This is a genomic window from Paenibacillus lentus (assembly GCF_042714055.1).
GTDB lineage: Bacteria > Bacillota > Bacilli > Paenibacillales > Paenibacillaceae > Fontibacillus > Fontibacillus lentus_A.
Genome location: NZ_JBHGVC010000005.1, coordinates 152,804 through 176,398, shown reverse-complemented (window position 1 = coordinate 176,398; position 23,595 = coordinate 152,804). Strand labels below are relative to the sequence as shown.

Annotated in this window: 20 protein-coding genes; 5 read left to right on the top strand and 15 right to left on the bottom strand. The window is 46.2% G+C overall.

Translation table 11 applies throughout. The features are described 5' to 3' along the window. Positions 1–32: 32 nt before the first annotated feature. Positions 33–770: a PspA/IM30 family protein gene (locus tag ACE3MQ_RS13425; protein WP_379394062.1), complete on the bottom strand. Its 738-nt coding sequence runs from the start codon at positions 768–770 to the stop codon at positions 33–35. A gap of 246 nt (positions 771–1,016) precedes the next feature. Here ACE3MQ_RS13425 and ACE3MQ_RS13420 point away from each other — a divergent pair, with 246 nt between their 5' ends. After that, entirely contained in the window at positions 1,017–1,925 is a 909-nt protein-coding gene (locus ACE3MQ_RS13420) for an EamA family transporter (protein WP_379394060.1), read from the top strand. Between the two features lie 118 nt (positions 1,926–2,043). Here the strand turns inward: ACE3MQ_RS13420 and ACE3MQ_RS13415 are convergent, their stop codons facing one another. The 7 genes from ACE3MQ_RS13415 to ACE3MQ_RS13385 all read right to left on the bottom strand — a co-directional run bounded on the left by ACE3MQ_RS13415 (position 2,044) and on the right by ACE3MQ_RS13385 (position 9,691). Then, the gene (locus tag ACE3MQ_RS13415; protein ID WP_379393365.1) at positions 2,044–2,778 is read right to left on the bottom strand and encodes an SIS domain-containing protein; all 735 of its coding nucleotides are present in this window, start codon (positions 2,776–2,778) and stop codon (positions 2,044–2,046) included. 5 nt (positions 2,779–2,783) lie between these two features. After that, positions 2,784–3,530, bottom strand: a complete 747-nt coding sequence (locus ACE3MQ_RS13410) for a creatininase family protein (RefSeq protein WP_379393363.1) — start codon at positions 3,528–3,530, stop codon at positions 2,784–2,786. Positions 3,531–3,541: 11 nt separating this feature from the next. Next, positions 3,542–4,534 (bottom strand): phosphotriesterase family protein, encoded by a 993-nt coding sequence (locus tag ACE3MQ_RS13405; protein ID WP_379393361.1) that lies wholly within the window; start codon positions 4,532–4,534, stop codon positions 3,542–3,544. Between the two features lie 32 nt (positions 4,535–4,566). Beyond that, positions 4,567–5,865 carry a PTS ascorbate transporter subunit IIC gene (locus ACE3MQ_RS13400; RefSeq protein WP_379393359.1) on the bottom strand — a complete coding sequence of 433 codons (1,299 nt, stop codon included), beginning with the start codon at positions 5,863–5,865 and terminating at the stop codon, positions 4,567–4,569. A 20-nt stretch (positions 5,866–5,885) separates the two neighbouring features. Then, positions 5,886–6,149: a PTS sugar transporter subunit IIB gene (locus tag ACE3MQ_RS13395; protein ID WP_379393357.1), complete on the bottom strand. Its 264-nt coding sequence runs from the start codon at positions 6,147–6,149 to the stop codon at positions 5,886–5,888. A 46-nt stretch (positions 6,150–6,195) separates the two neighbouring features. Then, positions 6,196–6,627: a PTS sugar transporter subunit IIA gene (locus tag ACE3MQ_RS13390; RefSeq protein ID WP_379394058.1), complete on the bottom strand. Its 432-nt coding sequence runs from the start codon at positions 6,625–6,627 to the stop codon at positions 6,196–6,198. A gap of 271 nt (positions 6,628–6,898) precedes the next feature. Continuing rightward, positions 6,899–9,691 (bottom strand): glycoside hydrolase family 3 C-terminal domain-containing protein, encoded by a 2,793-nt coding sequence (locus ACE3MQ_RS13385; RefSeq protein ID WP_379393355.1) that lies wholly within the window; start codon positions 9,689–9,691, stop codon positions 6,899–6,901. Between the two features lie 343 nt (positions 9,692–10,034). Here ACE3MQ_RS13385 and ACE3MQ_RS13380 point away from each other — a divergent pair, with 343 nt between their 5' ends. Together ACE3MQ_RS13380 and ACE3MQ_RS13375 are read left to right on the top strand one after the other, a co-directional pair. Next, a complete protein-coding gene (locus tag ACE3MQ_RS13380) occupies positions 10,035–10,607 on the top strand; it encodes an HTH domain-containing protein (RefSeq protein WP_379393353.1) in 573 nt (190 codons plus the stop codon). After that, positions 10,591–10,716, top strand: coding sequence for a hypothetical protein (locus ACE3MQ_RS13375; RefSeq protein ID WP_379393351.1), 126 nt, complete (start codon positions 10,591–10,593; stop codon positions 10,714–10,716). The genes ACE3MQ_RS13380 and ACE3MQ_RS13375 overlap by 17 nt, the downstream gene beginning before the upstream one ends. An 86-nt stretch (positions 10,717–10,802) precedes the next feature. Here ACE3MQ_RS13375 and ACE3MQ_RS13370 read toward each other — a convergent pair whose 3' ends face one another. The 5 genes from ACE3MQ_RS13370 to ACE3MQ_RS13350 all read right to left on the bottom strand — a co-directional run bounded on the left by ACE3MQ_RS13370 (position 10,803) and on the right by ACE3MQ_RS13350 (position 16,606). Beyond that, positions 10,803–12,836: a DUF5050 domain-containing protein gene (locus tag ACE3MQ_RS13370; protein WP_379393349.1), complete on the bottom strand. Its 2,034-nt coding sequence runs from the start codon at positions 12,834–12,836 to the stop codon at positions 10,803–10,805. After that, the gene (locus ACE3MQ_RS13365) at positions 12,817–14,052 is read right to left on the bottom strand and encodes an ABC transporter permease (protein WP_379393347.1); all 1,236 of its coding nucleotides are present in this window, start codon (positions 14,050–14,052) and stop codon (positions 12,817–12,819) included. The genes ACE3MQ_RS13370 and ACE3MQ_RS13365 overlap by 20 nt, the downstream gene beginning before the upstream one ends. Then, complete coding sequence (locus ACE3MQ_RS13360) at positions 14,049–14,909, bottom strand: ABC transporter ATP-binding protein (protein ID WP_379394056.1); 861 nt, start codon at positions 14,907–14,909, stop codon at positions 14,049–14,051. The genes ACE3MQ_RS13365 and ACE3MQ_RS13360 overlap by 4 nt, the downstream gene beginning before the upstream one ends. A 94-nt stretch (positions 14,910–15,003) precedes the next feature. After that, positions 15,004–16,056 (bottom strand): beta-glucanase/beta-glucan synthetase, encoded by a 1,053-nt coding sequence (locus tag ACE3MQ_RS13355; protein WP_379393345.1) that lies wholly within the window; start codon positions 16,054–16,056, stop codon positions 15,004–15,006. A gap of 139 nt (positions 16,057–16,195) precedes the next feature. Continuing rightward, positions 16,196–16,606 (bottom strand): hypothetical protein, encoded by a 411-nt coding sequence (locus ACE3MQ_RS13350; RefSeq protein ID WP_379393343.1) that lies wholly within the window; start codon positions 16,604–16,606, stop codon positions 16,196–16,198. Positions 16,607–16,946: 340 nt separating this feature from the next. Between ACE3MQ_RS13350 and ACE3MQ_RS13345 the strand changes: the two genes are divergently transcribed. Both ACE3MQ_RS13345 and ACE3MQ_RS13340 read left to right on the top strand, forming a co-directional pair. Continuing rightward, positions 16,947–18,071, top strand: a complete 1,125-nt coding sequence (locus ACE3MQ_RS13345) for an LCP family protein (RefSeq protein ID WP_379393341.1) — start codon at positions 16,947–16,949, stop codon at positions 18,069–18,071. A 172-nt stretch (positions 18,072–18,243) separates the two neighbouring features. Next, the gene (locus ACE3MQ_RS13340; RefSeq protein WP_379393339.1) at positions 18,244–18,894 is read left to right on the top strand and encodes a winged helix-turn-helix domain-containing protein; all 651 of its coding nucleotides are present in this window, start codon (positions 18,244–18,246) and stop codon (positions 18,892–18,894) included. Between the two features lie 131 nt (positions 18,895–19,025). Here ACE3MQ_RS13340 and ACE3MQ_RS13335 read toward each other — a convergent pair whose 3' ends face one another. After that, positions 19,026–20,921, bottom strand: a complete 1,896-nt coding sequence (locus ACE3MQ_RS13335) for a sialate O-acetylesterase (RefSeq protein WP_379393337.1) — start codon at positions 20,919–20,921, stop codon at positions 19,026–19,028. A gap of 115 nt (positions 20,922–21,036) precedes the next feature. After that, positions 21,037–23,493, bottom strand: coding sequence for an excinuclease ABC subunit UvrA (gene uvrA, locus ACE3MQ_RS13330; protein WP_379393335.1), 2,457 nt, complete (start codon positions 23,491–23,493; stop codon positions 21,037–21,039). Positions 23,494–23,595: the final 102 nt, after the last annotated feature.

Here is a 23,595-nt window from a genome sequence, read left to right as displayed (position 1 = left end):
TGCTCACCTCGGATCGTAAAAAATAACGTAGATCATGATTCCTTCTTATTCATTTTCTCTTTAATAGCCGAAAGCTCGTCTTCGATGCTTGTTGGGGTGCTCGTGCTTGAATTCACACTTGAATTCACACTCGACTTCGCACCGGCTTCCTGCTTCCAATGCTCCAACTTTGCAGCCGTGTCAGCAGGATTGTTTTGGCTCGTTCCTGATCTAAGCTCGGTCAGGGCTATCGCCTCTTCCATAGCCAGATACGCCTTCTCCTCCATTTCATCGAACGAGGAGTTATTGTTGCCTAGAGAGGAGTTGCCTGAAATGGATCCTTGCTGCAGCTTGGCAGCAGTCAATTTCTCCTGCAGCTCGGCATTCCGGGCTTCCAACTGTCCGAGGTCGGACATCAGCTTCTCCTGCATTTGCTTCATGCTTGCCACCTTGGCCGAAGCCTGTTCGTAAGCCTTTTGCAACTCGTTTAACTTCTCGGCCCGCTCGGCCTTTCTCTCCAGGAATTTTACGGCATCATCTTCATTCCCTGCTTCTACAGCTTTCTCGGCATAACGCTGCAGCTTCTTAATCTCCGCCTGACACTCATCCAATGAGGCCTTGGCCCTTCGCTCATCCGCAAGCACCGAATTCGTTTCCGCTTTAACCTGGCCCAGGTCGCTGTGCAAGCTCCGCATATATTCATTCATGGCCTTCGCCGGATCCTCTGCCCGATCCAAGAACGAGTTCACATTGGCCCTCATAATATCCCTAAACCTCGATAAGATTCCCATCATGAGCTCCCCCCTCGAAAGTTTGCATTTACCTATAATACTTTATTTTCGACAAAAAGGTTTCAATTCCGTGAAACAACCTATCCTCTGTCGAAAGAAAAGAGTAAGGAATAGGATATCACTTCTTCACGGCGCAGAGCGGTGAGCTTAAGAATATAATCAAGTTAGTTTTGTCGTTGACATTTGGGTTGATGGAGCCATTATAATCATGAGGTATGTCAAAAACAAGGAGACTTGCCTTCAATGATGTGGTTTCTATTTTCTCTACTCACTGCCTTCGCTTGGGGAGGTGCCGATTTATTTTATAAAAAAGGCAGCGATCCCCATGACCGCTACAGCCATATTAAGATCGTGATCATGGTGGGCCTCGTCATGGGGATTCATGGCACGGCTTATATGCTGCTGAAAGGGCTGCACTTCAACCCTGTCGACATGCTCCGGTATTTACCCGTATCCGCGCTATATATCTTGTCGATGGCGATCGGTTATTTTGGTCTCAGATATATCGAGCTTTCGATTTCCTCCCCGGTGCAGAACTCGTCCGGAGCCATCACGGCCATCCTGCTATACGTGTTCTTCACCCATGACTTAGGTGCTCTGCAAATTATCGGCGTGGCTGTCGTGACCTTCGGCGTAGTCGGCCTGGCCGTTCTGGAGAAGAGATCCGAGCGGGCAGCTCTCGGGGCTGGAGCTGCCCAAATCGATGCCAAATATCAAATCGGCTTCATGGCCATCCTGTTCCCGATTCTTTACTGCCTCATCGATGGACTCGGAACGTTTGCCGACGGGATTTATTTGGATGAGCTTAAGCTCATCAGTGAAGATGCCGCCCTTCTCGCTTACGAGTTCACCTTTTTCATTTGTGCCGTATTTGCCTATATTTATCTTAAATTCATTAAAAAAGAGAGGTTCAACCTCCTCCAGGAGCGCATCAAAGGATATGCCGCGATCTTTGAAACAACCGGACAGTTCTTCTATGTCTTCGCCATGTCCAGCAATGCCATCATTTCGGCACCGCTGATCGCTTCATACAGTATATTCTCCGTAATACTATCTCGTATCTTTCTTAAAGAGCGGTTAAGCAAGCTTCAATATGGGGTTATCGTTCTAGTCATGATTGGCATCGCTTTGCTAGGAATCGCGGATGAACTGTAGATGATAAGCACAAAGAAGACGGGGGAGCGCCTATTGGGCGCTCCCCCGTCTATTCCTTCGAATAAATGTTCAATTTCATCACTTCGGGAAGCCGCTGAAGCTCGACCAGCTTTTAATCTCAGGAGAGCAGCGGGATTCTATCCCGGTAGCGCTCGATCAGCCTGCGGTTGTGGTCGTCGGCACCGTCGATATTGCCGCTTAAATAAACAGGGGGCTCATAGCCCTGTTCAATCATGACGGCAATCGCCTCGGCGAAGATCCCGTTAAGGATCGCCGCCCCAATTACGGTAGACGTCGGCGTGAACGGAACCGGCAAGCCCGGATGGGTCAGCACCGCATCGCCCTTCACCGAATAATTATCGATGGCCAGATCCACCGAATTGAATAAATGCTTGCCGCTGACGTGCCGGGACGGCTGGCTTTGTGAATATTCCAGCGAGGTGATGCCGATCGTAAAGGCGCCTTTTTGTCTGGCGATTTGGGCAGTATCAATCGGAACCGGGTTGCGGCCGGAGGTGGACAGGACGAACATCACCTCTCCCGGACGAATATCCTGCTCGCTCATAAAGGATGCAGCCAAGTCATTCTGCCGCTCCAGTTCGGAGGAGCGAACCGCCCCTTCGTGCAGCATCAGCTCCTCTACAAAGATTGGACGAATCGGCACGAGGCCGCCGGCTCGGTAGAACACTTCCTCGGTCAAAATATGGGAGTGACCGCAGCCGAACAGATGAATAATACCGCCCTCCATAATCGTTTCAGCCGTCTTCTGCGCGGCCTTGCTGATCGCTTCAGCTTCCCGCTCCTCGACCTGATTCAAGATCCGGCGAATATGTTCAAAATAAGTATGAAGCATCGGAATCACTGCTCCTTCCCGCTAAGTAATCGCTGCTTGGCCCCTTCGATCATGGCTGTCATCGTATTCAAGGTCGCTTCAATGATCTCCTCGCCCTTCTCTTTGGTGGCAAGCGTCGCATCGCCCAGAACGGCCGTTGATGTGAACTCCTCCCAAGGTGTCGGGGTGCAGTCAGCCTCAACGCCGATGTTCGGGATATCATTGAGCGCTTTATCCATATCGACATACTCGCCGGCCAAATAAAGCATATAAGACGTCTCCAACTCGCAGGCGTGAAAATAGGATGCATGCGAAGCCGGGGTTTCCCTCATCCGCTCAATGGCTTGTTTTGATCCGGGGTAAAAGAAATAGTACACTTTCAACTCAGGATAATCTTTGTAAAGCAGGCGAGCTGCTTCCTTCAGCGCCACGGCGTTGCCGAGATGCCCGTTCAGCATGACATAAATCCGCAGACCTTGGCTGTAAAGGCTTTCCCCGATGTCATACAGCATTCGAATCAGCGCTTCGTTGGAGACGTTAATGCTGCCAGGAAAATTTTGGAGGCTCCACACCTGACCGTAAGGGAGCGTAGGAAGCACGAAGCTCTTCGTCCGCTCCGCCAACCGACGGGCCAGCCGTTCGGCCAGCAGATTGTCCGTGCCCAGGGGAAGATGGGGGCCGTGCGCCTCCACAGCCCCAATCGGCAAAATGGCACAGGGCATTCTCTTGATTTTCTCCACAATGTCAAAGGCGTTCTCATCTTGAAAAATCATGTCTGGCCCCCCTACTTCTTAAAGGCAAAGCAGTTAGCCGGATTTGCCACGAAAAATTTATGGATCAGCTTGCGCCCGTCAAATCCGGCTTTTTCCGCCTCATCCACGAACCTTGGAACCCATTTGGCGATAATATATTCCAGCCCTGGCCCGTATTCATAATGCTTATAATAAGTTTTGCGTGCCGTATCTCCGCTAACCAGAATCTGATCCTCATAGCCTTTGCGGACAAGCTCCAGAATAAGCTGGATGCGTGTGCTTTCAGGCGCATACTTGATTTTAGCGATGCCGTCAAAGGACAGGAAGGCTCCAGTCCGGGCAATTTGCTCATGGTAATAAGGATCCGGGTTGCGATCCATATGGCCGAGGCTGAGGAAGCTTAAGTTCACCTTTTCACTGCGCAGCAGCTCAATTTGCTCCAGCCCCATCGTACCGACCTCGGTATGGGAATGGAGCGGCGCCTTCGTCTCGTGATGAGCGCGGGCGACGGCTCGCAGCGTTTTTTCCTCCAGCGGTGTAATCCGGTTATAGCCTGTGCCGAATTTAACTTGTCCAGCCTTAAAAGGCGTGCCCTCCAGCCCTTCCTCCACCTCACGGATGACGAAGTCCGTTAATTCATTGATGCTCCTGGCCTCAATCCATTTATAATAGGTCTCATAGTCTCCGATCAGCGGCTTTAGCTCGTCCTTGACCTTCGCATCCCAAAGAAAGCTCTTGTTAAAACCGGCAGTACCGATAATACGCACACCCGTTTCCTGCATGATCTTGTAAACTGCGGGGACATCCCGTCCATAATCAATGGCCGTTGCGTCAACGATAGTCTGCCCGCCGTGCTGTTTGAAATCAAGAACATCCAGCTTGGATTTCTCCGGATCGTCCAGCAGCAAATCATCTACCCCACGCTCCGACCAATGAGCTGGACGGCACACGATATGCTCATGGGAATACGTAAAGCCAAGCTGATCTGGAGAGATGTCTGCATCAAGTGTTCGTACAAAAGTCATGTGGCGGATCTCCTCCTAAAATAAGTCTGTCCTTAGAACAGCAGTTGTGCCAAGAAACGAATGATCGGTCCGAGTATGAACATATCCGAATCCGCAGCCCACATCGCCGTATCCGGTATGGTGGAGGAAATCATGAAGCGAACCATGATAAATTGCCCCCAGGCTACAACCGTAGCCGTTAAAAAACCGCCCATCAGTGCGCCGCGTACCCCGCCAGTCGCATTGCCGAATACACCTGCCGTGGCGCCGTGGAAGAACAATACAATCATCGTGGGCACAAAGATATATGCCACCGTATTGCCAAGCACAACCAACCAAATCAGAGCGCCGGCAAAAGCCCCGATAAAACCGAGGATAACGGCGTTAGGCGCATATGGAAATGTAACCGGAGAATCCAGGGCCGGTTTGGCGCCAGGTACGATTTTCGTGGCAATCCCGTTAAAGGCCGGAACCAGCTCCCCGATGAACATCCGCACACCCAGCAGTACGATCGCGATCCCGCCCGCAAAGGTAAGGGATTGGATAATCGAGTACATGATAAAGTTTTGTTCGCCAGCGCTCGCCATCAGTTCCTGCGCTGCAGGCGTACTCTTTAAGGAGATGACGATAGCTCCGATAAAGAACAGAATCCCCATACTGAGCGCCGTAATGACGTTAGAGTCACGCAAAAATTCAAGTCCTTTTGGCACTTTGATTTTTTCCGAATCGTTCTCTTTATTCCCGAACCACCTACCGAATAATGCACCCAGCAAGGCGACCGAAGCTGAGGTATGACCAAGGGCAATATTGTCATTGCCGGTGATTTTGCGCATGAATGGCTGTGTCAGTGCGGGCTGGAACGTCCAGTACAAGCCCAGGATAATTGAGAGGAACAGCACCAGCTTCCATTGTGAAACCTCTCCTCCCGCCGTATGGATGACAACCCCCGCAAAAACCGTAGCTGTCCAGAACATCATGTGCCCGGTCAAATAAATATATTTAAACCTCGTAAACCGGGCCAGCAACACGTTGATCAGAAAGCCGAGCAGCATGGACATGGTAACGGCGCTGCCGAATCTGGCATTGAACGCCTCCTGTCCAAGGAACTGACCCAGACTGACAGATGGCAGGCCAAATACCTCTTTCCACATCGGTTCAAACACGTTAAGCGCGCCGACGATTACTCCGGAGCCAGCCGAAATAATCAAAAAGCCGATGATCGCTTTGAATGTACCGCTGATGACCTGGCTCGTCGTTTTCTTTTGCAGCAGAAGGCCGGCCAGCACGATAAATCCGAGAAGAATTGCAGGCGTTCCAAAAATATTGTTGGCTATCCAGTATATAACGTTCACTGAACTTTCCCCCTCATCTTTTACATGGCTGCTTTCAATCCTTGTTCAATTTCCTTCAGGTCGAAATAGTTGTTGACGATCACGATTTTGGCCGCATGTCCCTGCAGGCTTTGTGCCAGCTCATTACTCGTTACAATGTAGTCAGCCGCCATGCCGGAAGCCGTGGATACGTCCGTATGCTCCACATCCGCTTGTACACCCATCTCCTTTAATACGGTCTCTACGTTCATTCTTAAAATCAAACTCGTTCCTTGCCCTAACCCGCAAACGCATAAAATTTTCATAACGCTTCCTCCTGAAATATGGTTATTTCTGATGCAAAGCAATCGGTCATTGAATCAATGCCGCGATCTCCTCAACGGTTTTGGCTCCCTTAAACGCCTCTACGTTAGCCGGATTATTCAACAGAGTAGTTAATCTGCGCAGCAGCGCAATGTGCTCCGAGCTGGATGAGGAGCCAAGAGCGAACACAAGCTCAACCGGGTCATTCTCGGGATGGCCGAAAGCAACCGGATTTCGCAGCCGAAGAAAAGAAACGGAAGCCTCCCGGACACCGTTCTCCGCCTTGGCATGAGGCAAGGCAATATGCGGCGCGATGACAATATACGAACCGCTATTTTGGAATGCAGCCACCATGGCCTCCACGTAGCTGCCATCCGCAGCGCCATTGTCAACCAGAAGCTGCCCTGCCGCGCGTATCGCCTCCTCTGCATCCTTCACTTCAACATCTAGCGATATTAGGCTCTTTTCCAAAAAACGCATCATCAAAATCCTCCTTAGGTTATCCATCAAGTCACGGAATATTGCACAATCCTCAAATGATTTCCGCCTTGGGTATGAGTATTCCCCAATACCTGCCGATTTTCTCATGAACGAGCAATTTACGAGCCGAGGCTTAACGCAACCTGGATAGCTAACCGCTAATGGACAGATTTCTTGTCAACCAGCTCGACAATCAAACGACAAAAAAGCCGGGATCAACATCATCCCGGCTTTTAGCACCCTATTTTGCATTCACATACCTTGCTTCAATTTATATAAGATTAAACTCGATCCAGCCGATTTGCAGACCCGGCTTGAGGAAATCGAGCGTCAGCTCGTACAGGCCGGCTTCCAGCTCGACCTTCACTAGCTTCTGTCGGATCCATTTGCCCTCTGTCCCGTTCGTTTGAATAGTTGTCATGATTTGGCCATTCAGCGTGACATTGCACGCACTCTGCGCCAGCTCCGGTTCCGGAGACATCATGTTAACGATGATGCGGTATTGTCCCGCCTGATCCACCTTTATATAAGTCGCTCCTGTAGCGGCAGGTTTGATTTGAGCATCGCGAGACAGCTCCTGCACCAGAGCCTGATCCGGTACCAAGTCGTGATTTGCCGCGAATTTATGTACCGTCTCTACAATCTCCTGCTTGCGGGAGAATACCGGGGCCTGCATCAGGAAAGCGCAAATGTTCATCGCGCAGCGCTGCAGCTCTCCACGGGTCAACGTGCCATTGTACAAGGCTTCCAGCGTATTGTCGTCATAGGCATTGATTTCCGCGCCATAGTTAGTGACGACCATATAAAGATCGTTCTGCGCGCGAACCATCCAATTCGTATATTTGCGATCGGCCGGGCCTCCATGGACAACGTCATTCATCACCGCCCACCAGTCTGTCATCACGATGCCTTTAAAGCCCCATTCTCCGCGAAGAATCGTCGTGTTCAAATCATAGTTCGAAGCGGCCCAATGCCCGTTAACCGGGTTATACGAGGTCATGATTGAATTCGCGCCGCCCTCCTTCACCGCCATTTCAAAGCCTTTCAGGTAGATTTCCCGCAGCGCGCGTTCGGATACGACCGCATCTACCTTGCTCCGGTGCTTCTCCTGATTATTGCAGGCAAAATGCTTCAACGTGGCGTTAGAGCCGCCTTTAATGATCCCCCGTGTACAAGCTGCCGCAAAAATCCCTGTGACTAGCGGATCCTCCGAAAAATACTCAAAGTTGCGTCCATTGAGCGGACTGCGCCGGATATTCAAGCCAGGGCCGAGCAAGGTATCGACGTTGTTTCTTACTAGCTCCTGGCCTTCCATGACATACAGCTCCTCGACCAGCTCCACATTCCAAGTAGCCGCCAGCAGTGTTCCGATGGAAACCTGGGTCGCCTTCTCCCCGCTATCCATGCGGATGCCGGAAGGCCCGTCCGCCGTACAGCCAACCGGGATGCCAAAGCTCAGCAATGGATCGCTTACCCCGCCAAAGGCCGATGCCGTACCCGGCGTCACCAGCGGGCTGCTCATACCCTCGCCTCGGACAATCGCAGCCAAATCCTGATCGCTGAGCTGGGCAATGAAGGCCTCCATACTGACCTTGCCTTCATGAACGTCTCTTAGCTTATACCCTTGATCCCCCGTTTGCTCCAAGGTTCTCGGAAGATTGTGCTCAATTCGTTCCGCCAAAGAAATCCTCCGTTTCGGCACGGCTTCGAACATAAGCTCATAGGAGCCGTCGTCCTTCCGGACGCCCGGCTTCATTCGGGTGAAATCCTCTGTTGGCGCAAGCGCTTCTTCCAGCTGTTTCACGACTTGAAGAGCTTCCACCTCGTAGCCGTCCCGTCCCTCAACAGCGACCTTCGCTGTATTCTTAACACTGTTCCCTACATAGAAATGATAAACTCCAGGTTCCAGCACATATGCAGAGGGGCAACCTGTCACGCCGCCGTCATCGTAAGAAGCCATAGCCTGAACAGGGAAGGTCAATGTCAAGCGCTGCGACTCTCCCGGCTGAAGCTCCTTTGTTTTGCCAAATGCAGACAATACTCTGGCCGGTTGGCCCAGCTTGCCTTGAGGCGCTTCATAATAGACCTGGACGATCTCTTTGCCTGCATAGACGCTCCCCGTATTCGTTACAGTAACGCCAATTTCAACGCAAGGCTTCCCTTCCCGGTCAACCAGCTTCGCCTCTTCCGACTCCATACTGAATTCCGTGTAAGATAGACCATAGCCAAACTCAAATTGCACCTTATCTGGGCAAAACGTCTCGAAATACCGATACCCCACATAAATATCTTCCTGGTACAGGTTCTTAAATTCATGGCCATAGTTGCGGGTGGATGGATAATCCTCAATCGAATAAGCGATGGTATCGGTTAATTTGCCGCTTGGCGTCACGTCCCCGGTCAATACGTCAGCGATGGCATTGCCGCCTTCCATGCCGCCCTGCCAAGCGTAAATGACGGACGAAATCGGTTTCGAAAAAGCCGCATCGTTAATCCAGCTCATGTCGATAATATTGGATACGTTCAGCACAACGATCGTCTTGTCGAAATGGGCGGTGACCTGCTTCAGCATCGTTTTTTCCGCTGCCGTTAACTGATAGCTGCCCGGCTCATCGGCGTTATCCTGATCCTCACCCGCCGTACGGCCGATGACCACAATGGCTTTGTCCGACTTGCTTCTGGCTTTACGCACCAGTTCATCGGTTAGAGGCATTTCATTCTGATGCCAAGGCTCTGCCGCCCAGCCGCCTCCGCCGTTATCGAATGGGTTCTGCTCAATCCACTTCTCATATACGGCCGCCAGCTCCTCATTGACGGTTATATTCTTCTTAGCACGAAGACCGTCTAACAGATTCGTGGTATAAGCGACATTCACGCTGCCGCCCGAGCCCGTGCCGCTGCGATAGTAATTGACCTGGATCCGGCCGAAAATTGCAACGTTTTCATGATTTTGCAGCGGCAGAGCTTGTCCATCATTTTTTAACAGCACAGCGCCTTCGGCAGCTACTTTTCTACTGAACTCAGCAAAGCCCTCTAATGGAATCCCTAGTTTACTAGTCGTCACTTTACTCTCTCCCTGTATTATTTTTTAGATAACATTATACCTCTTTTTCCATCCATCTTAGTATAATTTATGTTTAATAATCTGACAGAAGCTAACAAAGGAAGGAAATCGCCCCAAGCTCACGACATCCTACAGCACTGTAATCCGGGCGCCTGCCCTTTTGGTAAGTTTTCATAAATAGGAGTAATCTAGGCAAAATATCATATCCGATGATTTCTGCCAATCCAAATTGCATAATCCAAACTGTTCTTATACATGAATATAACCTACCCTATAGACAGAGCTACTATAATCAGCTGAGTTGCTTTACATGATACTAGTATCGTAAATAAGGGATTTAACCATGAGGGAGCGAAAGATCATAGACCTTCTTACCGGCAGCCCACTCCCGGTTAAGATAAACGAGTTGACCCGCGAGCTCATGCTTGCGGAGAGAACGATCCGAGAGCTGATCCGCAGTCTGAACAAGATTGGGGAGAAGCACGGATTTCGCATTCGGATGATCCGCAATCAGGGATACCGGTTAGAAATTACCGATGCAACGAGTTTTGAATTTTACAGGCTTGATCTGCAGGAGCAGCGGAATCAGGTCGATCTGAACAATAAAGCGGCTCCTCTGAATGAATTAATAGAGAAATATGATCCTTACCTGTCTACAATTCTGCCGGAGACGATGGTTGATTGGTATACGCAGGCGGACGGTAATCTCTACACGATTCCGAACTACTACGTGTCTCCGGAAATGCTGGAGCAGTATCCGGACGTTAAGAAATTCTATAACGAACGCTCGAACGGTCAGATTATTGTAAGAAAAGACATCATGGATCAATTAGGGATTACGGTAGAAAATGATTTTGGCCAAAAACGCCGCAGAGTTCGAATCCCTCTACAGCGAAGCCATGGCTACATTGGATAAGCTTGGCCTTGGCAGCATCGAAGCAGCGAAGAATACGCGTGTGCAAGAGTTTAAGAAGGCAACGGGCGTCAACCTGGTATCTCCGAAATATACAGGCGAGTATAAGTAGAACGACGACAAATCCATACCTGAAACAGGTATGGATTTGTTATTTGTAGGGCCATTCTGAGAACGATGAATGCTCTGGATGAATCTTTAAATTTCCGGCAGTTGTTCAAGTTCCAGTCGATATTGTTTAAGATCGTCCTTACTAACGTAGAAGATGGATTGTTCATAACAATGAAATTCAAGCACGGGCACATCCGTAATCTTTCGCACTGTAGAATCGCGTAAATTCATGGCATAGATTTTCTGCTGATCCTTTCGATTTAAAAATAAGAGGTCTGTATCTGTCAAAACAAAAAACCGTGTGATCAGATCAGGATTAATTTCCTCTAAATCAGTTGTTGTATTATACTTGACCACTTGCGACTTCTCATTGACATAGTAAATCGTTTGACCGTCGAATGCGAGATGTTTTAACACTGGAAACCGAATAATGATACTCATCTTCCCGGTCCGTCGATTGACTCGGCGGATCTGATCCTGTCCGACGAAGTAAATGTTCAATTCATCTAGAAAAAAGCCGCTAATGCTATAAAAGAATACCTGATCTTTATCCTTAGTTTTGTTTATATTTATTAATGCAGCTTTTTTCGTGTTAAAGTCCTTCTCGAAAACGATTTTCTCATCAAAGGTGTCCGTATTTACCTCAATAAGGGAAAGACGGTTAACTTGTTCATAAAATCCCGACTTGTCCGAATCATATTTCATATAATATACATATGAACCGTTCCCATAAATAGTACTCTCCACTCTCGTCAAAGAGGTCATAGGGTTTCGGACAAAGTTACGTTTTTCCCCAGTTTGTTTGTCTACGAACACGATCCGGCCATCATTTAAGTCCGATTCATCCAAATAAAAATGATAGTGATCATTTTCATAGTATTGCCTGGAGGAAAAGTTGTAAACATTACTTTCTCCTGTGCTTGTATGAGGAGTGCACCCGAAAAGGAAGGATGAGGATATACAAACCATAAGCATAAAATTGAACGGCATCAGCTTATGACTTGGTTTTCTTGAACTCCATTCGTTTGTATTTCGGATCATAATGACGACGAACATAACAATACTGATGCACAGCGTGATAACAAACAATATAATCCACATCATGATCGAAACTTCGTGATATTCAAAAATCATTTGATCTTCAATGATGTCATGCTCGTATTCATTCCCTCTAAAAAAACCGGTGGAAACCATAAACCCAAGGGGACCCGGTAAAAAATATTTTGAAGATTCCATACGAAACCCAAAATATGGGAGAAGAATGAATGCTGTACAGGTAAATAGAGTAAATCCATATTTTTTGATCAAGACTGAAACAAGCATAATTAACATCGCAAAACATAAACTCCCAAAAATTTTACAGGCTGTTATCCACATAAAGGCTTCAAACAACGTGCTATTCTTTGTCGATGTTGCATAGTAGGACAGGCTTTGTAGCGGATAATTACCATTCTCTAATCCGTATTTAAGCCAATAGAATCCATAATTTAAAGCTGCAGTGAGTAGACAGAGTGCAACAACGATTATCAAGACCAAACCTACCTTACAAACTGCGCTATTTGTCGCTCCCTTTTTTACTGTGAGTATAAGGGAATTCATCCTGTTTTCAAACTCTAAACAAAACACTGGAGTAACCAGGACTAATAACAATAATACAAATAAGAAGTCCAAACTGTCGTTTGATAAAAGACCATCCCATCCATTGGTATACAAGAAATAACGATTTTCCGGTTTTTCACGGATATATGTATATTGATCATAAATAATCTTATAACCTGTTTCATTGTGCAAAATTTCCTCGAGTGGAGTTGTAATCGAAATAAATTCATTCTCCTTTATATTCCCATCATAAAAATTATCACTTACTTTACGCAGGGAAACTTTTGCATCGGAAATTTTGACAGCTTCATTCGCAAAGAAACGCTCTGTTTCTTCCGAATATGCACCTTGTACTTGATTGAGATAAAATGCATACTGCGAAGCATTCAATTCTACACTCGCATTTGTCGGCTTATCAAAAACTATTAAAGTCGCGATATTGATAACAAAGAACAAACCAATAAATACCAAACCCTTTTGGTAATAGAACATTTTTTTCATCTCATAGACCCATAATGGCACGCTCTTTTCCCCCCTTACGCAAAGCATTCTTCTTTACGAAAAGGGTAACGCCCAAAATAAACAGTACCCCCCAGGTAACCGCCAGTAAAAGAGCAGCCATATAGCTAAGCATCGGATATCCAAACCAAGCAACAAACTCCGTTTTACGAAACAATTCCCGATTTACAACTAATACAAACGGATTGACCACTTTGAACAAAATGCGTCCGGAACCCATATAGACTTCATTCATATAAATACAGCTAAAAGCAGCGAATAAACTGATAATAAAAGGGATCAATGCATTCTTGAATAAGCAGGAAACAAACAAGAACAACGTACTTAGCACGAGAATTCCCACTGTCCTTATCAGACCAGATAGAAGCGCATATTGTCCCATGCTAACATCAATTGACGAGTTGACGAAATCTTCAAGCGCATACAGCGGGGTAGAAGCAGCCTCCAAAGAACCGAATATGAAGGAAAAAGCCGCAAAGTCAACAATCCAGAACCACGTGCAGAGTATACAGACAAAGATGGCAGAAGAAATAAGCTTTGCTAGAACTGTTTTGCTATTTCCTGATTTTGTTGTTAATAACAGTACGTCCATTTCCGTTTCTTTCTCAGATATAAATACATGCATTAAGCCGTATAAGCAAATTAATAAAACCAAAAATGCGGAGAAATCGTACTGAACATAATAACGATACATTTCCATATAGGAGAAATTAGACACTGATCTATCTCGAAAAAGATCCATAATAACAGCATTTTTTTTGTATTCATAGGTATTGCCCAACGATTTATAGAATTCCATATTACTCTTTGCCGCAGTTACGACATTATTAGCATACATTTTATATTCATAGGCATATCTCATAGGGTTCACATAATTCCACAAGAAAAAATTGCGGTCGGTATATACACTTCCGCCTGTATATGTATTCGGATTATCCTCTGAACTTGCGGTACGGTCGGCCGTCTGATTTTCAAGCGGACGATAAATAGCCATAAGCTTTCCGATTTTTTCGTCAGTGATGGGTCCTCTGAAACCCTCATATAGTTTCCAATACAGTCCCTTCCAAGTTGGACTGGTATTGCTTTCCGAGAGCAGTGAATCCGCATCATGTATACTATATATTTTAGCGACGCTTAATAAGGAGAAGAGAAGTACAGCCACAATGATGGGCGGTTTAAGAAAATGTTTTTTGTATTCAAAAACAATTAACTTAATCACTGTTCTCCTCCTCCAAAGTAGTGCAAAAAAACATCCTCCAAGTTCGCTTGTACATTTATGGCATGGACATCTGGTTTCTCTTCATTAATTACTCTTAAATGAATTTTCTCGTCATCCCGCATCATATTGCTTATTTTGAACCGATCTAGCGTTTCATTCATTGCTTCATTTGTAACGGTTACCGTCCAGACCTTCCCTTTCAAACCGTCGATGAGAGATTGGGGCGTACCCTGTTTCATTAGTCTCCCTTCTTTTAGCAAAATGACCTGGTTAGCAATACATTCAATATCGGAAACAATGTGCGTGGCTAATAAGACAATACGATTTTCAGAAAATTTGGAGATTAAATTACGGAAACGGATTCGTTCTTGCGGGTCGAGTCCAGCTGTGGGTTCATCCAAAATGAGGATGCTGGGATCGTTGAGCATCGCTTGCACAATGCCGACGCGCTGACGCATTCCTCCCGATAATGCGCCAATCTTTTTATTGCAGTCATCGCTTAAATTTACGATCTCCAATAGTTCTCTTGCCCTCGTTTCGCCTTGCTTCTTGGGAATATCCTTCAGCACACACATATACCTTAAAAAATCCATTACTTCAAAATTTCTGTAAAATTGTGGATACTGCGGCAAATAACCAATATGGGATAAAAAGGCATTCCCCATACTTCTTGTATCCATATCATTGATATAAACTCGTCCATAATCACTTTGCAAAATACCGACAAAAATATTGATTAGCGTTGTTTTCCCCGCACCGTTCGCTCCCAAGAGTCCACAAACTCCGTTCTCTAGTTTTGCGGTAAAATCTTTTAATGCATACTTCCCTTTGTATTGCTTTGAAATATTCTCGAACATTACTTCCACAAGCAGCCTCCTCTCTCTTTAATACTGATTGATTACAGGCTCGACTATATTATTTGGAGCATGTATATGCTTCACTCTTTTCCTATCATTTATAAAGCAAGAGAGAGGGGGTTTTTTCCAATAGGATAACATCATCCGGAAAATCGCTAGCATTCATTGGAACAGAAACAACATAAAACGTACTGTAATCCTCCAAATGCTCTAAATGAATATCCGCGTCGAAGACAGACACATTTCCTTCAGTTATTACAGTTTCAAATGAAGATATCTCCTTATACGTCAAGGCGTTATGGTTGATATAAAACGTATTTTTATACCGGACACCAGGATGACCGAACAATTTAAATGTCACATGGAGAATCCCGTTTTTGTCGACCTGGAAATTTTGATCTCTTACCTCATTGTTTACAAGCAGCTGGGTAAACACCCTTTTTCCTATATCCTCCATACTTAGTTCCTTTAAGGGGCTAATCTTCTTCAATAATTCTTTGGTGACAAGCTCCGTTGATATTTCTACATTGCTTAAAATTTCTTGTTGTACGACAGAGGTAAAATCGATTTTCTCTGCATCTTTATTAAAGACCAACGATATCCCCGACTCTAAGGTCTTATGGTAACCACCGTATGAACTTGATTCTTTCATATCCGGTCTAAATCCTGGATTGTATACGCTAGTTACGCTTACATGCATAGTATCTCCTTCATTACCTGTTACAGGGGAAAAAACGAATGTAAATGGTGTATCTTTATCATCCTCTTTTAATTCAAAGATATGCATATATTCATAGGGGGCTTCGGATGTATTCATTTTATAAGGCTGAGGGATGCCGTCAATAAAAACCAGGAAACCGACATTCTTGGCTTCTCCAGAAGCACTGACAGAATAATCAATATTCAATTCCCCACCATTGTACTGTAGGGGAAGTACTTGTCCTTTTTCATCAAATAGAAGATTATCGAATCTATGGCTCATACTTCCCATAATGACGGTATCCTTTTGATCTGTTTCAAACGGGTTATTAGTTGTATTGGTGGTACTATTTAAAGAATCTGGTTCATTGGTAGATTGATTCTTGTGAGAACAACCTGCCACTATTGCAATAATGACTATAAATACATAAATCCATAATTTCCTCACTCTAATTTCCCCTTGTTTTTTTGTTTTAATAAAAAAGAAAAAACAATTTATACCCAAACAGAAAGAGCTAATTGAAAGCCCTATCTGTTGGGTATAAGTGACTTATTTAAATCTCATTACCTTCGATGCGAATTTTATATTAAAGAACTGTAAAGGTGTAAACAGCAGCTGCTCCATATGTGTGACCACCCTGTACGCCATGAGATCCAAACGCCTGATGGGGTTTGCTACCAAATATCGTCCAAAAATCATAAAGAAATGTAGCTCCCCTACCAGGACTCAGAGCATCACCAGTAAATACGGTGTTACCAGATTTGTCTTGCCACTCAACCGAACCAGTTAAATACGCATTGTCATTATTTTTTTCTACGGTGGTAGTTATCTGAAAATCATTAAGACTATTAACTGATATAGCACCTCTCAGTTTTCCATAGCCTACAGTATCTTTGCTGCTAGAAGAAGCTGCCGATGCACCTGCTGTAACCATAGAGAAACAAAGAACAGCAGCTGCTATAGAACCAATAAACCTCTTACCAAATTTCTTTGACATAGAAAACACTCCTTTAATAATTTAATTTGAGGTTAAGAACGAAAGTGCGGCTTTCACCTCTTTCTGTTATTCTCAAACTCAAATTGTATTATATATCTAAAAACCATTAATTGGAATAAATTCAAAATAAATTATATATAAATATAATTTAGGAAAAATATTAACAAAATAACTTTTAAATACACTAATAGGGAGAATTTTGTCAGATGATGTAATAGGTGACCAACTTTAAATCGACAAGACAAAACAGATATGGAAGTTATTTAATATTTTCGTAACTTTTTTCCGTTTCTTTTGTATAATCTTCTTATAAGAATTAATAAGAGAAGAGGTATATTTTGTGAATAAGGAGAAGCAATTGGAAGGTAACATTAGCAGAGTAAGAAATAGAAGACAACTTATGAGCAAGAAGAAAAAGATAATCTTGCGTATAATGCTCTTCCTGGTGAGTGTCATTATAGTCTCGACAGCCGTTTTTACTTATCAAATCAAATCGAATATTGATAAGATGATCATACCCAATACGAAAATAGACACAGCGCTTGATCCGAAAATAGATACAGGAATTGTTCCTGGTCAACCAGAAGAAAACAATAAGGATTTCTATTTTTTGGTACTGGGCCTAGATTATCGAGGAAAGCATAATGCTTTACTGACCGATTCACTTATGGTGCTGCATATTATCCCCCAAGAGTCGATTATTCGATTGCTTTCGATTCCTAGGGATCTACTAGTCGAAAATGCAAATGGAAATACGGTCAAGATTAATTCCTTATTTAGTGAAGGTTATTCAATTTCTCGGCAAAAGGCAGCGGAAGATCCATCAATTTTGACGGGAGATACCGTTCAATTGGGATCGAGAAAGTTAGATAAAGCCCTGCTTAGTGGATCTATGGCCAATATTCGAAATAAAATAGAGGAATTATTGGATGTTGAAATTGATCACACAATATTAGTCAATTTCAATACGGTAATATCCTTAGTCGATGAGGTTGGCGGAATAGAAATTGATGTCAAGCGATCAATGCAATACAAAGCAACAAATCTATATCTAAAGCCAGGGCTGCAAATATTAAACGGAGAAGATGCCTTGGGATATGCCCGTTTCCGAGAAGATGACCGGGGATCACGCTATTTCGCTAGCGATTTTGAACGCGGGAAGCACCAGCAGGAGGTCGTAAAAGCGTTGGCTGACGAAATTCTATCTTGGAAAAATACAACGAAGACACTTAAACTTTTAAAAATCGTTTCAGACAACGTGCAGACGGATATGGATTACACGGACATGTATTCGATGATTACGAAATACTATAATGCTTTTAACGGCGATTCAATTTCATCGATACCGTTCCCAGAACATTATTCACCAGACGGAGATGTCGTCCTACCTGATGACGCACGGGACATTTTACAGGATGCTCTGAAGTATGTAGAAACGGATGAGGTCAGCGAAGCTGAAGAATGAGGAAATAATTACACCAATAGCAATACGATCATGCTGACGATTAAGCAATCATTTCAGCGAGCCTAGAACTAAAAGATCCTCAAGGAACACCCTTCAATTCATTACGAATCGATTTGACTTGGACGCCAAAGAACTAAGCGATATAACTTGAAGCAGATGGGTGATCGGGCTAATGAAAAAGGAGATAAAGATGAATATATTATTATTGTCGCATTGCTGGACTTCTTCATGGCATCTGACATCGGAATTGCTATACAGAAAATATCATGTTCTCACTATAACGGATAAAAGTTGGTTACAACATATTTCAACGGATTTCATAGATCTGGTTTTTTTATACTTTCCTAGATTCGGACAAAGTGAATTAGAAGTCAGCTTATTAATCCGCGAGAAATGCCAGGCTCCTATACATATTATTTATAAGAATTGCGATATTGTAAATTTATCTATTCTAACTCATAAAAATATGACCCTTCATCATGACCCAATAGCTTACCTTATGCCATATCCGCCTTTACAAAAACCAAATTCTAAAGATTCTATAATACATTTTCAGTTGATTCAACCTAAAAGAATAGTGATTGTTAATAGTAAAGAAATTGAATTAAGTCATAGAGAGTTTGAAGTTTTACAATTTTTGTATGATTCTAAAGGTGAAATAGTTGAACGGGAAGAACTGATAAATTCTATCTGGGGAGGGATCTGCTCTGATGCCAATGTATATGTTACGATTCAAAAATTACGAGAGAAAATTGAAGATAATCCACGAAATCCAAAGTACATAGTTACAAAGAGAGGAGGGGGTTATTCTCTAACAATTTAAAAGAATATGAATATAGTACTATACATAGAATTTCAGGTATAAATTTCGATGTACAGCATTATGTCCGTTAGACATTAAACCCCGCTCATGCAAGCGGGGTTTCTAATGTGGAGCAAATCTGCAAATAATACCTATTCACAATTTTTACTCCCGCACGTACTAAACGGCGACGCCGGAAGGCCCTCCCGGTTGCACAAATTCGCCCTAGCAGGATTGTTCGACCATGCATACCTGACATGGACAGGCTCCCGGATATCGTCATGCTTGACGATGACGGTGTCGCCGAAAATGACTGCATCCGCAGGGAAGAAGCGGCCATCCGCGCCGCATACCGCAAACCCTTGGAGCTCGCCACCGCCCCGCGTGGTCAGTCCGCTGCCGACATGATCAAAATGCAGGGCAATCGCAATCGCATCATCCGCATTCGCCTCCCCCGTACGCTCCATGCTTTTGAACATCGGGCCGCTATACACTAACTGTTCCTCGCCATAGGCCAGCTTTTTGGCACACAGCGCGAGCCGTTGACCCACCGTTTTCTTATCCTGCGGATGCAAATCGTTATATTCGCCAACATCAATGGTTACAGCCATCGCGGTATTCGGAACCGTCAAGCCCTTCCGCTGCTCCTCCCGAAGCTCCGCCCAATTGACTTGAGAGTCGTCCTCTTCTCCCAGATTAGCAAGCTGCGCATAAATGAACGGGATCTCCCCGCTTCCCCAATTCCGCCGCCAATCCCGAACTAAGCTTGAGAATAAATCGCTGTATCCCGCAGGCCGGCCCGTGTTGGACTCGCCTTGATACCATAGAATCCCCTTGATCGGATAGTCTCGCAAAGGGGCGATCATGCTGTTGTAAACGCCGGAAGGCATATACTGAAAAAACGTTTGGGGCTCCAAAGCCTCGGTGACCGTACCGATCCGGTATTTCCAAGTGCCCCGCAAATCAAGCTCCTGTCTTCCAGCAACCAGCTTGTACGGCATGTCTTGTACAAAAGATCCGGTATTCTGCGTACTGATCACGCGCACGGCAATTGTATTCCTCCCCGGCTTCAATAGTCCCTTCGAAAGCGGATAGCGTCTCGGCGGGTACATATACCCGGTATTGCCGATGCAAACCCCGTTGATGTACGTATCATCCGCATCGACAATCGTTCCGAGCTTCAACAGAATATCACCATCTAGCATGGAGGCGGGCACATCGAATTCTCTACGAAACCAGACCGTGCCGCGCACCGAGGCCAGCCTGCCTCCTGACCAGGAGCCCGGAACCTCCATATCTCCCCAATCCGAAGTGTCGCATGATGAACGAAACCAGCCTTCCTTCAGTCCCAGGTCAGTGTCATTCAGATGGCTGTACCATATGCGGTTACGCTCTTCATCTCTATGCTTGGTTTCGCTTACATAATCATCGTCTTTACACTGCTCAAGTACGGCTTCATAGCCGCCGATGTCTCTAAGCGTCCGCTCGCTGATCCAGGCCTCGATGGGCGTCCCGCCTACCGCGGCGTGAATCAATCCGATGGGCACCTGGTATTTCTCATGCAGCTCCTTGGCAAAAAAGAATCCGACCGCGCTAAAGCTCAGCACATCCTCCGGGGTGGCTGTGATCCACTGTCCCTCATGCAGCTCCTGCTGCGGCGAATGAAAGTTGTAAGTCTGTGGAACAGCAAACTGGCGAATGAAGGGAAGATTTACGCTTGCCACTTCCTCCGCCAGCACATCGAGCGTTCTTCGGACAGGCAGCTCCATATTGGACTGCCCGCCAAGCACCCATACATCGCCAATCAAAATATCGTGAATGACGGTCTCCTGAGACTCGGCCGATATCGTCATCTCATACGGGCCTCCCGGCTCCAGCTTCTCCAAGGCGACTCGCCAGTGTCCGTCTGCGTCCACCGCAGCATTATAGGTTTGGCCAAGAAAAGTCACCCGGATCTCCTCACCGCTTCCGGCCATTCCCCATATCAGCACATTCGTGTTCCTCTGCAGCACCATCCCGTCGCTCAGCAGGCTGTGCAGCTTTACCATCGGCCATTCCCCTCTCATTGGTATGCTTGATTCGATCTTACTTCATCCGCATATCCGGTGGAATGGCCTATATTAAAGATTTAACCCTAAAATATTAAGAAGTTGCCTTGTATTATCATAAATACCGGCCGGTATGCGAGCGCGCATGCTTCATGATCGCTTCCGGCGTCCCTTCTGCGATGACATGACCGCCTTGCCGCCCTCCCTCCGGGCCTAGATCAATGATCCAGTCCGCAGCTCTAATCAGCTCGCTGTTATGCTCGACAATGATCACGGTATTGCCTGCATCCACGAGGCGATCCAGCAGCTGGGATAATTGCTTCACATCATTGGGATGCAGCCCTGTCGTCGGCTCGTCTAATAAGTAGAGGGTGCTGGTCTGAGTTGTCCTCATCAGCTCCTTTGCTAGCTTCAATCGCTGTCCTTCCCCGCCGGAAAGCGTGGTCAGCGACTGCCCCAGTTTTAAATAGCCCAAGCCAATCTCAACCAGCAGTGCTAGGATCGAGCGGATTTTCCCTTCATCCTTAAAAATGTCCAGGCTGTCCTGTACAGAGCTCTCCAGAATGTGATTGATGGAATACCCATGATACTGAACCGCCAGTACCTCCTCCTTGAAGCGCTGTCCATGGCAAACCGGACATGTCACCTCCAAATCCGGAAAAAACAGCATGTTCATCGGCACATACCCGAGCCCCTGACAATTCTCGCAACGTCCACCCTCCGTATTAAAGGAGAAATGCTTGGCCATCAGCTTTCGCTGCTTAGCTTCCTTCAATTGTGCGAAGGCATTGCGGATTTCGGTGAATACCTCTGTATACGTTGCGACATTCGAACGCTTCATCCTGCTGAGAGGCGATTGGCCCACAATAACCATTTGGCCGAAATGCTCCAAGCCGTCCACCCGCTCAAAGCCTTCATGGATCTTGTCACTTCCCTTCGCCAGCACATCAAACACGAGCGTGGATTTTCCAGAGCCTGAGACGCCCGTCACCGCGATTAAACAGCCGATCGGAAAAGATACCGTCACATCCTGCAAATTATGAAGGCTAGCCCGATGCACAGCAATCGCTTGTCCCGTACCTTTGCGGACATTTCTTCTTGCTGCAGGTTCATGGCGTAGATATTGGCCGGTTATGGATTGTTCCTGATGGATGAGCTCGGACAGGGTCCCCTCGCCGATCACCATCCCGCCATAAGCCCCCGCTCCCGGCCCCATATCGATAATATAATCCGCCTCTCTCATCACATCGACATCATGCTCGATGACGAGGACAGTATTTCCCAGATCCCTTAAATCCTTCATCACGCTAACCAATCCTAAGGTATCTCGCGGATGCAGGCCAGCCGTAGGCTCATCCAAAATATACAGCACGCCGGTCAAGGCAGAATCCAGGATAGAGGCTAATCGGATGCGCTGGGCTTCGCCGCCGGAGAGACTGACCGTTTGACGGTCTAAGGTCAGATACCCCAGCCCGGTTCGGATCAATCGATTGAGCTTGGTGGTCATATCGAGAGTGAACGTCTCGACCTGCAGCAGGGAATTGTTATCTAATGCTGACTCGACCCGCTTCACCCAGTCCAGCATTTCCTCCAGCGAATGGTGAACAAGCTGGGGAATCGTCGTATCCGCAACCGTGACCGCTCTGCTGATTTCATTTAACCGGCTGCCATGACAGTCATGGCATTGCTGCGAATAGAAGTACGCTTCCGCCTCTGCCGAGGCGCCTGATTTCTCAGAGAAACGCCGCCACATTCCCGTCAGAACGCCTTCAAACTTTCCTTCGCCTACCGTCTTGGGAGGAGCGATATCAGGAAACCATTGCTTCACCTCCTGACTTTCCACGCCATGGTACAGAATCGCTTTTTGCGCCGGGCTGTAGTCCTTCAAGGGGGAACCGTCCTCTATCGGTACGCTGTAGTGCTTCATGGCCGCCTTAACAATCGACACCTGATATTCCGCATATCGCCCCTTCCAAAGGTCAACAGCGCCATTCTCGATCGAATTCTCCGGATGAAAGACGGACGCCTCATGAATTTGCACCACCTCTCCTAATCCCTTGCAGGTCGGACATGCGCCTTCTATCGTATTGTAAGAAAAATGGGTGCGTGTCAGCTTTTCCATACGATGCTGGCAATGCGGACACTTGATAAATTCTCTGAAGCTGCCTGCTTCTTTCTCGATGTCCTCCTGGTTTAGCGTCGGCAGGATCTCCTGATAGCACTTCGGGCAAGGCCGCTTCCCCAGCTTCTCAAAGATCATGCGCAAGCTCGTGTACATATCGGTAACCGTGCCTACGGTGGAACGGGGATTGCGATTGGTCACGTGCTGGCTGACGCTAATTGCCGGAGATAGGCCGACGATGGAGTCCATCTTGGGTTTATTGATTCCCTGCATCCCCATGGACTCCAGATACTGTCGTTGGCATTCCCGGAATAAGGTGTCGATCGCTAAGGTTGATTTCCCCGATCCGGATGGACCTGTCAGTACAACCAGCTTGTTCTTAGGGATGGACAAGGAAATATGGCGTAAATTATGTTCTCTAGCACCCTTAATAAGTATCGCGTTATTCAAACGATCTCCTCCTAGAAAACTTCTCAATCTAATTCGATATTACAACATTCGTGCAAGTGCTAAGGTTTAAGAAGCGGCTGCTGTATGCAGCGGTGTGATCAG